The sequence below is a fragment of the uncultured Microbacterium sp. genome, assembly GCF_963521645.1.
Classification (GTDB): domain Bacteria; phylum Actinomycetota; class Actinomycetes; order Actinomycetales; family Microbacteriaceae; genus Microbacterium.
This window is the reverse complement of sequence record NZ_CAUQVQ010000077.1, coordinates 1-11,750: the sequence shown is the minus strand read 5'-3', so window position 1 is coordinate 11,750 and position 11,750 is coordinate 1. Positions and strand designations below refer to the sequence as shown.

Here is an 11,750-nt window from a genome sequence, read left to right as displayed (position 1 = left end):
CGCGGTGGCGACCGCGTCGGCATCGGCGGTCTCGGCGCGGCCACCCGGGAACGACACCTGACCGGGGTGCGACGAGAGAGTGGCCGCCCGGCGCTGCAACAGCACGTCGAGGTCGGCCGCCATGGTCGCCGAGTCGGTTCGCGCGGGGACGCTGTCGAGCCGCCCGAACAGCACGAGCACGGATGCCGGATGAGCAGTGCCGACGACCGGCGGGAACGGTCGTGCCCAGCCCTCGCTGCGCCGGGCCGCGGCGACCAGCTGGGTGCGCGCGCCGTGCAGTGTGTCGGGATTCTGGCTCATCGACTCGAGCCTATGCCCGTCGTCAGCCGTGTGGTCGGTCCGGCGTACTCTGGGCAGCATGGCATCCCGCAAGATCGACATCGTCGACGGTCGCGCCGCTCTCGACGCGGTGCGTGCCGCCGAGACCGCCGGAGAGAAGCCGCAGCGCACCGTGCTCGCGACCAGCGTGCGCTATCTTCTGCAGCTGCTCGACGAGAAGGCCCCCGGCAACAGCGTCGAGGTGCGTGTGCCGCCGTTCGGCGCCGTGCAGGTGATCCAGGGGCCGCGACATACGCGCGGCACTCCTCCCAACGTGGTCGAGATGGACGCCGCCACGTGGATCGCCGTCGCGACGGGGGCCGAGCACTGGGCCGATGCCGCGGCATCCGGCCGGGTGCAGGCCTCGGGCACGCGGGCCGATCTCGCCGACGTCCTGCCGCTGCGTCCGTGATCGGGCATTCTCGCCCGGATTCGCATGCGCCCCACAGTCAACGGTGGGAGAATGGGGGCATGTCCTCCCACGATTCCTCCGAGACGATCGACGCGACCGTTCGTCGCGTGCCGCGATTCGGCGTGTTCATGGGGATCGGGGTCGTTCTCGGGGTCATCGCCGCGGGCATCCTGACGATGATCGGCAGCTACGAGCCCTCGGAGGCCGTGAACGTCGTCTACCCTCCCGGTCAGGTCTTCGGATTCCTGCTGCTGTGGACGGTGCCGATCGGCGTCGCTCTCGCCAGCGTCGTCGCGCTGATCCTCGAGCGCACGTCCCGTCGCCACGATCACGTCGTGCGGGTCGAGCACGAGACCATCATCACGAACGACTGACGCCGGCGGCTCAGCTCCGCGGTCAGGCCAGTTCGGCGATGATCGGCCGGATCGCCGCGTCGAACGAGACCACATCGCGGCGGAGTCCGTCGGTCACGGCCACCGTCAGCGCGCCGACCCACCAGATGCCGCGCTGTGAGAACGGCAGTACCTGCACGTTCAGTTCGAACGAGTGAGCACGACGGCCGACGTCGCGCTCGAACTCCGCGATCGCGCTGGCGTAGGCGCGGTACGCCTCGCCGCCGATCGTGCCGCCCCCCGAACGGGTCGCGATCGAGCTGCGGATCGACGACACATAGCGGTCGTGCGCGACGCGGGCGAAGTGCAGGGCGGATGCCGCATGGGGCACGATCGCCTCGGCCAGCTGTTCCGCCCCGGATGCCGGCAGCGCCACCAGTGTGTCGAAACCGTCGATCAGTTCGAGAGGCACGTCCGAGGGGTGCGCGCGCGGCTCGATCGTCATGTCCCAGTAGTCGCGCCACTGCTTCTCGAGCTCGGGCGTCACCTCGACGGCATCCGGCGCTCGCACGGGCAGATCGCGCAGGCTGGGAAGGTCTTCCGGCGCGCGGATGCCGAGCGATTGCCGCAGTGCGAGCGCGACGAGCACCGGAACGCTCGCATCCTCGCGGATCAACCACTGCGGCTTGTCGGCCATGGCCCCATCGTAGGAGACCCTCGTGTCATCGCGGCAGTGCCGATCGCCGACACGGCCCGCCTGCCTGGTGCGACGGGACTGATCCCTCACCGATGGATCAGGTCCTGCCAGTCGTCGGGGACGCGACCGGCGGGCCCCGGTGCGGGCTGATCGGCGGGGTGACTCCGCGGCGGCGCCAGCTCGGGACCGTCGACGACGGCCTCCTCGACGTAGTCCCAGTACCAGTCCTCGCCGGGCTCGAAGCTCTGGATGAGCCGATGTCCCGTGGCGCGGAAGTGCGCCGTGGCGTGCTGGCCGGGCGAGGTGTCGCAGCAGCCGACGTGGCCGCAGGCGGCGCAGCGCCGCAGGTGCACCCAGAACCCGCCGAGCTCGTCGCATTCGACGCACCCGGTGCCCGACGGAGCGGCATTCGTGTCGATGTCGGTCATGATGTCTCCTCTCAGAACGCCAGGGCGCGGTGGACGGACGCCACAGCGCTGGACCCTTCGCCGACGGCGGCGGCGACCCGCTTCATCGATCCGCGCCGCACATCACCCGCGGCGAAGACCCGCGGGGCAGACGTCTCGAAGGGCAGAGGTTCGCGACCGAGGCCCTGCCACTGGTCGAGGGTCTGCACGCCGACGTCGGTGCCCGTGCGGATGAAGCCCTCGTCGTCGCGGTCGAGTGCCGGCAGCCACGATGTGGCCGGCGTCGCCCCGATGAAGCAGAACAGCCCGCGGGCGTCGACCTCGCCGACGCTGTCGATGCGCACGGATCTCAGCGTGCCGTCGCCGTCGAGCCCGACGACGTTCGAGGCGGTGTGCACGCGCACGCGAGGGTCGTCCGCCAGGCGATCGGCCAGATAGCTCGACATGCGGGAGCCGAGGTCGTCTCCCCGCACCACGAGGTGCACGGGCGAGCCGTGTGCGGCGAGGTAGAGGGCCGCCTGTCCCGCCGAGTTCGCACCGCCGACGACCACGACCGGTTTGCCCTGCACCTGGCGGAGTTCGAGGGGCGTCGCCGCGTAGTAGACGCCGGAGCGTTCGAAGTCCTGCCACCGGTCCAGATCGAGCTTGCGATAGGCGGCTCCCGAGGTGACGATCACGCTGCGCGCCCGGATCAGACGTCCGTCCGAGAGCGCGACGTCGAGCAGATCGGGTGCGATGCGGGTGAGCGCCACGGCCTCGCAGGGGGCGTAGACCCGCACGCCGAACTTGAGCGCCTGCAGGATCGCCTGCCCGATGAGGTCGCCGCCGCTCACGCCGAACGGGAACCCGAGGAAGTTCTCGATGCGCGAGGTCGCCGCGGCCTGCCCGCCCGGCGCCACGGCGTCCAGGAGCACCGTGCTCAGACCTTCCGAGGCCCCATAGATCGCCGCCGCGAGCCCGGCGGGCCCTCCGCCCACGACGACGAGGTCGACGATCTCGTCGCCCTGCGCGTGGTAGCTGAGGCCGAGCCGCTCGGCGACGAGCCCGGGTGTCGCCCGCTTCAGAGGCTCGCCCTGCACGAACGCGACGGGGAGGTCGTCGAGGGTGATCTCATGCGTGTCGAGCGGGCCGAGCTCGTCGGGCGGCAGCGCCACGGCCTTGTGCACGAGATCGAGGCGCTCGGCGAAGCGACGCAGCGCCAGGAAGTCGCTCGAGGTCGTCGTGCCGACGAACTTCAGCGTCATGGCGGCCGGTCCGGCGCGCAACGACTCCCGTCGGGCCCACAGTGCATGCAGGATGAGGTCGCACAGTGCGTCGTCCTCGTTCATGAGCGCGCGCAGCCCGGCCCGTGTGACCCGGTGCACGCGCCCCGCCGCCGTGACGCGGGCGGAGAGGAACGCGCCCTGGCCGTTGAGCAGCCCCAGCTCGCCGGCGAACGTGCGCGGCCCCATCGTGGTGATCACGACCTCGTCGACCCAGCGCAGGGCGTCGCGGACGATCTCGACCTCTCCCGATTCGATCACGATGAGGTCGTATCCCGCCTCGCCCGTGCGGAACACGTAGTCGCCCACCGCGACGTCCTCCGGGGTCCCGGCGGCGACGAGCCGCTCCCACTGCTCGTCGGTCAGCGTCGGCGACATGACCGGGTCGGACTCGACCGACTGCGCGTGCTCTGGATCCATGTCAGTTTCCTCCGGTGCCCAGGGGAGTGGTCTCGGGCGCCTCCGCGCGCAGCGCCCGGATGAGCGACTGCGCGTCGTAGGGGCCCGTGTGCCGACGGCCGTTGATGAAGAGTGTGGGGACCGAGGTGATGTTCGTCGCCTCGGCGTCGAGCATGTCGTCGCGCACCCGCGATGCGACATCGGGGGCGGTCAGGTCGCGTTCGAACCGGTCGACGTCGAGTCCGAGCGAAGCCGCGAGCCGGATGATGTCCGACGGGAGCTGCCGGTCCTGATCGGCGAACAGCCCGCGCTCGAACTCGAAGAACCTGCCCTGCTTCGCGGCTGCCTCCGACGCCTCTGCTGCCGCGAGGGCGTTCGGATGCTGCTGCGTGAGCGGAGCGTGCCGCCACACGTAGCGCAGCTGCGGACCGAGCTCGTCGAGCACCTCGTGCACCGACCCCGTCGCCTTGAGGCAGAAGCCGCACTGGAAGTCGCCGTACTCGACGATCGTGTACGGCGCGTCCACCGGGCCGAAGATGTGGTCGCGGCGCGGGTCGACCGGACGCACGAGCCGCTGCCCCGCATCGGCCTCGGGATGCCGGCGATCCGAGATCCGGAAGAGAACGACGCCCAGGGCGAGCGCGATGACGGATGCCGCGAGCACGCCCACGCGCGCCTCGTTCTGCGCGTCGGGGTCGTCGATGGCGAGATCGATGATGAAGAGCGAGATCGTGAAGCCGATGCCCGCGAGAGCGGCACCGCCGCCGATGCGCCCCTGCGTGAGCCCTGGGCCGAATTCGCCGAGCCGGAGCGCGCGCAGGATCGCGGTCGATCCCCAGATGCCGACGAGCTTGCCGACCACGAGCCCGACGACGATGCCCCAGGTCAGCGGTGACTGCGCGGCGGCGGCGAGGATCTCGCCGTTGATGGTTACGCCGGCGTTGGCGAGGGCGAACAGGGGGAGGATGACGTAGGCGACGTAGGGCGCGTAGGCGGTCTGCAGGCGCTCGTTGATCGAGATCGACTCCCGCAGGCTGTTGGCGGCCGCCCGTGCGTACTCGGTGCTGGGGGATTGGCGGAAAGTGCGTGCGAGTTCGAGGGCGTGCTCGACGTCGCGGCGGTCGGGGCGATACACGGGCACCAGCAGCGCGATGGCGACGCCGGCGAGAGTGGGGTGCACGCCGGACATCGCGAAGGCGAGCCAGACGATGATCGCGAGGGTCGCGTAGATGGGACCCCGGCCGCTCTTCAGGTAGCGCACGAGGTAGATGCCGGCCAGACCGGCCGCGGCGACGAGCAGCGGCATCGGCGTGAAGGAGTCGGTGTAGACGAGCGCGATGATGCTCAGGGCGCCGATGTCGTCGACGACCGCGAGCGCGAGCAGGAACACCCGCAGGCGGCCGGACCCGCGCGGACCGATCAGCGCGAGAGCGCCGACGAGGAAGGCGGTGTCGGTGGAGATCACGACGCCCCAGGCCGCTCCGTAGCCGGCGGGGCCCGCGATGAGCACGAACAGCACGGCGGGGAGCGCGAGCCCGGCGACGGCCGCCACCACGGGGACCACCGCGCGCGACCAGCTGGTGAGCTCGCCGATCGCGAACTCGCGCCGCACCTCGAGCCCGACCGTGAAGAAGAAGATCGCCATCAGGGCGTCGTTGACGAGGGCGTGCAGGGTGAAGTCGAGTTCGAGGTCGCCGACGCTCACGGTCGTGTGCGTCTCCCAGAACCCGTGGTACGACTGCGAGGCGACGTTCGCCCAGACGATCGCGATGACGGTCGCGAGCAGCAGCAGGAGCGCTCCGAGCCTGGTCTGCCCCATCCGTCCGATCGAGTCGGCGATCGAGGCGAGACGCCTCGTGCCGTGGCGCAGCGGCGTCGGGTCGGATGTGTGGGAAGCGGCTGTCGTCGGACGATCGGTCATGGCACCTCCGGAGAGTCGTGTCGCAGGGCCAGTTTGCTCCGCCCGCGCTGATCTGTCCACGGATCGGGCGAGGACTCCTGGTGAGCCCGGGCGCCTGTCGGGCGGTAGGCTGGGAGGGTGGCTGCCTCCCCCACCAATCCCTATTCCGAAGCCGGCGTCGATACCGCTGCAGGCGATCTCGCCGTCGAGCTGATGAAGTCCTCCGTGCGCGCGACGCACGGCCCTGAAGTGCTGGGCGGTGTCGGCGGCTTCGCCGGACTGTTCGATGCGAGCGCTCTGCGCGACTTCCGGCGCCCGCTGCTCGCGACCAGCACAGACGGCGTCGGCACGAAGGTCGCGATCGCGCAGGCCATCGACAAGCACGACACGATCGGTCAGGACCTGGTCGGCATGGTCGTCGACGACATCGTCGTGGTCGGCGCGAAGCCGCTGTTCATGACCGACTACATCGCGTGCGGCAAGGTCTTCCCGCAGCGCATCGCCGACATCGTGCGCGGCATCGCCGAAGCGTGCACCGCGACCGGTACGGCGCTCATCGGCGGCGAGACCGCCGAGCACCCCGGCCTCCTCGGTGCGCGCGACTACGACGTGGCAGGGGCTGCGACCGGTGTCGTCGAGGCCGACGGCATCCTCGGAGCAGAGCGCGTGCAGGACGGCGACGTCGTGATCGCGGTCGAGTCGAGCGGTCTGCACTCCAACGGCTACTCGCTCGTGCGCCACATCGTCACGAACGCCGGAATCGGCTACGGCGACAACGCCGCCGACTTCGGCACGACCTGGGGCGAGGCGCTGCTCGAGCCCACGCGTCTCTACACTCTTCCGCTGCTGCGCCTGATCGAGCAGCTGGGCGGCGGCGTCCACTCGCTCAGCCACGTCACCGGCGGCGGCATCGCGGCCAACCTCGCGCGCGTCCTCCCGCAGGGCAGCTGGGCAGAGGTCGACCGCAGCACGTGGTCGCCGAGCCCGGTCTTCCGCGTGCTCAGCGACATCGCGGGGTCGACGCTGGAATCCGCCGAGGGCACCTGGAACCTCGGCGTCGGATTCCTGGCGATCGTCGCAGCCGACAAGAAGGACGCCGCCATCGCGGCGCTCGCAGCAGACGGCATGCCCGCATGGCAGGTCGGCACCGTGGGCTTCGGTGCGCGGCCGGCGGGAGAGTTCGAACAGGGCGCCAAGGGCGTCGACGGTGGAGCGGTGCGCCTGGTCGGCGCCTACGCGGACGGAGCGAAGTAAGAGCCCATGTGCGGCATCGTCGGAATGGTGGGCTCTGCCCCGGTCAATCAGGACATCTACGACGCACTCCTGCTGCTGCAGCATCGCGGCCAGGATGCGACGGGCATCGCGACCGCCGAGGCGAACGGCGTGATGCACAACGCCAAGGCGCAGGGTATGGTCCGCGAGGCGTTCCGCACGCGTGACATGCGGGGGCTGCTCGGCAACGTCGGTCTCGGTCACGTGCGCTACGCCACGAAGGGCACGGCCTCGAACGAGGAGGAGATGCAGCCGTTCTACGTGAACGCGCCGTACGGCATCATCCTCATCCACAACGGCAACCTCACGAACACGCGCGAGCTCACGGCCGACATGGCCCAGCGCGACCGTCGTCACCTGAACTCGTCGAGCGACACCGAGCTGCTGCTCAACGTGCTCGCGGGCGAACTGCAGAACACCACCTCGACCGTCGACCTCGACGCCGAGCGCATCTTCGAGGCCGTCGAGCGCACTCATGAGCGCATCGAAGGCGCCTACGCGGTCATCGCGGTGATCGCCGGATACGGTCTGCTCGCGTTCCGCGACCCGTTCGGCATCCGCCCCCTGATCCTCGGGCGCCGCCCGTCGACCGTCCCGGGGGCCGAGGGCCGGGACGAGTGGGTCGTCGCGAGCGAGTCGCTCGTGCTCGAGAACGCCGATTACGAGGTCGTGCGCGAGGTCGAGCCCGGCGAGGCGATCTTCATCACGAACGAGGGCGAGCTGCACAGCAGGCAGTGCGCGAAGGATGCGGTGCTCGCGCCGTGCGCGTTCGAGTACGTCTATCTGGCCCGACCCGACTCGGTCATGAACGGCGTCTCGGTCTACGAGTCGCGCCTGCGCATGGGCGACAAGCTCGCCGACACGATCGCCAAGCACGTGCCGATGGACAAGATCGACGTCGTGATGCCGATCCCCGACTCGGCTCGTCCTGCGGCCATGGAGGTCGCGCGCAAGCTCGGCATCGAGTACCGCGAGGGCTTCTACAAGAACCGCTACGTGGGCCGCACCTTCATCATGCCCGGCCAGGCCGTGCGCAAGAAGAGCGTGCGACAGAAGCTCAACGCGATGTCGACCGAGTTCCAGGGCAAGAACGTGCTGCTCATCGACGACTCGATCGTGCGCGGCACCACCTCGAAGCAGATCATCCAGATGGCCCGTGACGCGGGCGCGACCTCGGTCACGTTCGCCTCCGCGGCGCCGCCCGTGCGGCATCCGCATGTCTACGGGATCAACATGCCCTCGCGCCACGAGCTCATCGCGCACGGCCGCACGATCCCCGAGATCGCCCAGGAGCTGGGGTGCGACCACCTGGTCTATCAGGAGGTCGACGACCTCAAGGATGCGATCACCGAGGGATCGGTGCTCAGCGACCTCGACATGAGCTGCTTCGACGGTCGGTATGTCACCGGAACCGTCACGGACGAGTACCTCGCGTGGGTGGAGGGGTCGCAGACCTCGTGACCTCGGGTGCGCAGCCGCTCTGGCGGGGCCGTGCGCTCGCACTGGTCGGCATCGTGCTGGTCGCGTTCTCGCTGCGCTCCGCGGTGGCCTCCCTGTCTCCCGTGCTCGATCATGTCGCCGACGACTTCGCGGTCTCCTCGGTGGTCGTGGGCCTCATCGGCGCAGCGCCGCCGGTGTGCTTCGCCGTCTTCGGTCTGCTGACGCCGCTGTTCGAGAGGCGCTTCGGACTGGAGCGCGTGGCCGTGGTCGCGATCGCGCTGATCGCCGCCGGGCTGCTTCTGCGCAGCCTCGCGGGCGACTCCACGTCGCTGCTCGCCGCGACGGCCGTGGTCTTCGCGGGCGTCGGCTCGGGGAACGTGCTGCTGCCGCCGCTCGTGAAGAAGTACTTCCCCGACCGCCTCGGCCTGATGATGACGGTCTACTCGACGACCATGGCGGTGTCGACATTCGTGCCGCCGTTGGTCGCGGTGCCGATCGCCGACTCCGCCGGCTGGCGGGTGTCGCTGGGGCTGTGGGGCGTGTTCGCGGCGATCGCCCTGGTGCCGTGGGTGACGATGCTGATCACCAGTCGCGCGGATGCCGTGGCGGCCGCCGCCCCGCCCGCGCGCACCGACCCCTCTGCGCCCGGAGGCGGTCGCGACGAATACGACGCCGCATCCGTCGCCACCGGTCCGATCGCCACCACGCCCGCCAATCCGCAGGTGTTCGGGCGTCTGTGGCGCCTGCCGATGGCCTGGTCGATCGCGCTCGTGTTCGCGGCGTCGTCGACGCTGGCGTACGTCTCGTTCGCCTGGCTGCCCTCGATCATGATCGACGTGGGCGGAGTCACGCCGGCGAACGCGGGACTGCTGCTGTCCCTGTTCGGGCTCATGGGACTGCCGTGCTCGCTGCTCGTGCCCGTCCTCATCGTCCGCTTCCAGGCCACTCGCCCCGTGTTCTTCATCTCGATCGCGTGCGGCCTGATCGGGCTCCTCGGGTTCCTGTTCCTCCCGACGGTGGGTCTGCCCCTGTGGGTCGTCTTCTACGGCCTCGCGCCGGGCCTCTTCCCGCTGGCGCTGGTGCTGCTCAGCATCCGTGCCCGCACGCCCGAGAGCGCGGTCGCGTTGAGCGGCTTCGTGCAGAGCATCGGATACGCGGTCGCTGCAGTGTTCCCGCTCCTGATTGGTCTGCTGCACGACATGACCGACAGCTGGCAGATCCCGCTGTGGCTCCTGGTGGGGGTTCTGATCGCCGTGATCCCGGCGGGCTGGGTCGCAGGCCGCCGACGCACGATCGAAGAGGACTGGGAGCGCCGGCACGGTCGCTGGTGACGCGAGCCGTCGCCGACCCGAGTCGCCCTCCGCGCGTCATGCGACGCGGGTGTGCACCTCGTCGCCGATCCTGATGACGCCGCCCGACCACTCGCCGCGTGCGTGCGTGCCGCCGCCGCCGGGAAGCAGCAGGCGGCCGAGAGTGGGCTCGTCCTGATCGAACGACGACGTGAGCGTGGTCAGCACCTTGGCATCGCGAACTCCGGTGTCGGGGTTGGCATGCGTCGCGAGGCAGCGCACGATCACGCCGGCCGCTTCGAAGACGATCTGCCCGACGGTCACCGGCCCGCTCCAGTCGAGTTCGGACCACGCGGCGGCGTCGTCGATCACGACGTTCGAACGGAAGCGGCGGTCGTCGATGCCGGCGCCGAGGGCGTCGCCGAGCGCGCTCACGCTGGCTCGGCTGTGCACCGACACGTATCCGCGCGCGCGATCCTGGAACCTCGAGGTGGTCCCGTCGCCGACCACGATCAGCGGCAGTCTGCCCGGACGCTGCAGGCGGCGGCCTTCGGGCGTGGTCAGGACGAACTCCGTGACGGCCTCGGAGAGTCGGGCGCGGCCCGAGTCGTCGAGTCCCGCCTCGACGAGGGGGGATCCGCCGACATCGATCCGCACCCGCTGTCGCTCGTCGTCGTAGGTCGTCTGCAGAGTCGCGAGGGAGGGGAAGTCCTGCAGCGACAGCCCCTTCGCCTTCGGCCAGTGGTCGATTCCGTCGCGGACCTCGGGCACTGCGGCGTCCGCGAAACGGAACGCGAGCACCCGGTCACCGGCGATGCGACCATCGGGCTGCACCGTGACCGAGTCCACGGATTCCGGGGTGAGCCCCTTGATCGGGTGCCGATAGAGAGAGACGACGCGAGCCATGAAAAGAGTCTCGCAGCAGCGAGCTCGAACTCAGGAATCGCGCTCACGAACGGGGATCGCGGCGCCCCGGCATTCCGGACACGACGAAACCCCCGTGCGGCGCACGGGGGATTCGACGACGAGCGAAACGGCGGTCAGGCCTTTTCGAGTTCGTCCTCGTCTTCGTCTGCATACTCGTCGGCCCACTTGTCGACGTATGCGTCTTCCGAGTCGCTCGGGTGCGCGAGCTCGCGCTCGAGCGCCGAGTAGTTCACCGACGGACTGAATGACTTCAGTTCGCGGGCGATCTTGGTGTGTTTCGCCTTTTGACGGCCACGGCCCATGCCTGAGACCCCCTCACGAGTTGAGCTGCGGGCAGCTGGGCGCCCGATGCATTCACGACACCGGCTCAAGGCCGGTAAGAGTAGCATTCAGAATAGCACGCGGCTAGACGGCCACGGCCGACGCCGGGCCGGTGAAGGGAGCGATCATCATGACCGAGAACACCTCCACGCACTCCGACGAGGCGGCACAGAACGCCACGTTGCAGAAAGCCGTGATCGTCGGGATGCAGCCCGGTCAGTCGGACCACGTCATCCATGAAGCGGCGCGCTTCGCCCGGCTGCTGCGCGTGCCGCTCGTGGTGGCCCACGTCGACGTCACGCGCTTCGTGACCTACGAGGATCCCGACGGATACGTGCACTCGGCGCCCATCGACATGAACCTCGACGCGGGCGCTGCCGAGTTCGAGGCCGTGCAGGCTGAGGCGGCGGCGGCCCTCGACGGCACGGGCATCACCTGGACGGCTCGCCAGCTCGTGGGCGACCCCGCCCTCGCGATCAAGCAGCTCGCGAACAAGCTCGACGCTCAGCTCATCGTGGTCGGAACGCGCAAGCGCGGCATCGGGGAGTCGATCCGCGAGTTCTTCACCGGATCGGTCGCCGCACGCCTGGCGCATCGGCAGCACCGGTCTGTGCTCGTGGTGCCGCTCGAAGAGCCCGTGCCCGACTCCCAGCCCGAGATCTGGACCGAGTAGCCCCCGACCCACCCGGTCGCCGAGCGAGGACGGCGGAGCCGACCCTCCCGGTCGCCGAGCGAGGACGGCGGAGCCGACCCTCCCGGTCGCCGAGCGAGGAC

12 protein-coding genes and 1 pseudogene are annotated in these 11,750 nt (G+C 70.0%); 6 read left to right on the top strand and 7 right to left on the bottom strand.

What is annotated here, in order from left to right:
- Positions 1-300: pseudogene (locus tag RWO82_RS12920) on the bottom strand (coenzyme A pyrophosphatase); the annotation flags it as partial.
- 58 nt (positions 301-358) lie between these two features.
- Between RWO82_RS12920 and RWO82_RS12915 the strand changes: the two are divergent.
- Both RWO82_RS12915 and RWO82_RS12910 read left to right on the top strand, forming a co-directional pair.
- The gene (locus tag RWO82_RS12915) at positions 359-730 is read left to right on the top strand and encodes a sterol carrier family protein (RefSeq protein WP_314427717.1); all 372 of its coding nucleotides are present in this window, start codon (positions 359-361) and stop codon (positions 728-730) included.
- 59 nt (positions 731-789) lie between these two features.
- On the top strand, positions 790-1,104 hold the full coding sequence (locus RWO82_RS12910) for a potassium transporter Trk (RefSeq protein WP_314427715.1): 315 nt from the start codon (positions 790-792) through the stop codon (positions 1,102-1,104).
- A gap of 22 nt (positions 1,105-1,126) precedes the next feature.
- On the opposite strand, the gene RWO82_RS12905 is transcribed toward RWO82_RS12910, so the two are convergent.
- From RWO82_RS12905 to nhaA, 4 genes are all read right to left on the bottom strand, one after another.
- Positions 1,127-1,759, bottom strand: a complete 633-nt coding sequence (locus RWO82_RS12905) for a zinc-binding alcohol dehydrogenase (RefSeq protein WP_314427712.1) — start codon at positions 1,757-1,759, stop codon at positions 1,127-1,129.
- Positions 1,760-1,845: 86 nt separating this feature from the next.
- Positions 1,846-2,187: a UBP-type zinc finger domain-containing protein gene (locus RWO82_RS12900; RefSeq protein ID WP_314427709.1), complete on the bottom strand. Its 342-nt coding sequence runs from the start codon at positions 2,185-2,187 to the stop codon at positions 1,846-1,848.
- A gap of 11 nt (positions 2,188-2,198) precedes the next feature.
- The gene (locus RWO82_RS12895) at positions 2,199-3,848 is read right to left on the bottom strand and encodes an FAD-dependent oxidoreductase (protein ID WP_314427706.1); all 1,650 of its coding nucleotides are present in this window, start codon (positions 3,846-3,848) and stop codon (positions 2,199-2,201) included.
- A gap of 1 nt (position 3,849) precedes the next feature.
- A complete protein-coding gene (nhaA, locus tag RWO82_RS12890) occupies positions 3,850-5,646 on the bottom strand; it encodes a Na+/H+ antiporter NhaA (RefSeq protein WP_314427719.1) in 1,797 nt (598 codons plus the stop codon).
- A 219-nt stretch (positions 5,647-5,865) separates the two neighbouring features.
- Here nhaA and purM point away from each other — a divergent pair, with 219 nt between their 5' ends.
- From purM to RWO82_RS12875, 3 genes are read left to right on the top strand one after another with little or no spacing between them, the layout of a single operon-like run.
- Positions 5,866-6,981, top strand: a complete 1,116-nt coding sequence (gene purM / locus RWO82_RS12885) for a phosphoribosylformylglycinamidine cyclo-ligase (RefSeq protein ID WP_314427704.1) — start codon at positions 5,866-5,868, stop codon at positions 6,979-6,981.
- Positions 6,982-6,987: 6 nt separating this feature from the next.
- Complete coding sequence (purF, locus tag RWO82_RS12880) at positions 6,988-8,460, top strand: amidophosphoribosyltransferase (protein WP_314427702.1); 1,473 nt, start codon at positions 6,988-6,990, stop codon at positions 8,458-8,460.
- Entirely contained in the window at positions 8,433-9,770 is a 1,338-nt protein-coding gene (locus RWO82_RS12875; RefSeq protein WP_314427699.1) for an MFS transporter, read from the top strand. The genes purF and RWO82_RS12875 overlap by 28 nt, the downstream gene beginning before the upstream one ends.
- A gap of 36 nt (positions 9,771-9,806) precedes the next feature.
- Here the strand turns inward: RWO82_RS12875 and RWO82_RS12870 are convergent, their stop codons facing one another.
- Both RWO82_RS12870 and RWO82_RS12865 read right to left on the bottom strand, forming a co-directional pair.
- The gene (locus RWO82_RS12870; protein WP_314427697.1) at positions 9,807-10,634 is read right to left on the bottom strand and encodes an MOSC N-terminal beta barrel domain-containing protein; all 828 of its coding nucleotides are present in this window, start codon (positions 10,632-10,634) and stop codon (positions 9,807-9,809) included.
- A 134-nt stretch (positions 10,635-10,768) separates the two neighbouring features.
- Positions 10,769-10,957: a DUF3073 domain-containing protein gene (locus RWO82_RS12865; protein WP_045254362.1), complete on the bottom strand. Its 189-nt coding sequence runs from the start codon at positions 10,955-10,957 to the stop codon at positions 10,769-10,771.
- A gap of 149 nt (positions 10,958-11,106) precedes the next feature.
- Here RWO82_RS12865 and RWO82_RS12860 point away from each other — a divergent pair, with 149 nt between their 5' ends.
- Positions 11,107-11,649, top strand: a complete 543-nt coding sequence (locus RWO82_RS12860; RefSeq protein WP_314427693.1) for a universal stress protein — start codon at positions 11,107-11,109, stop codon at positions 11,647-11,649.
- The last annotated feature ends 101 nt before the right edge of the window (positions 11,650-11,750 follow it).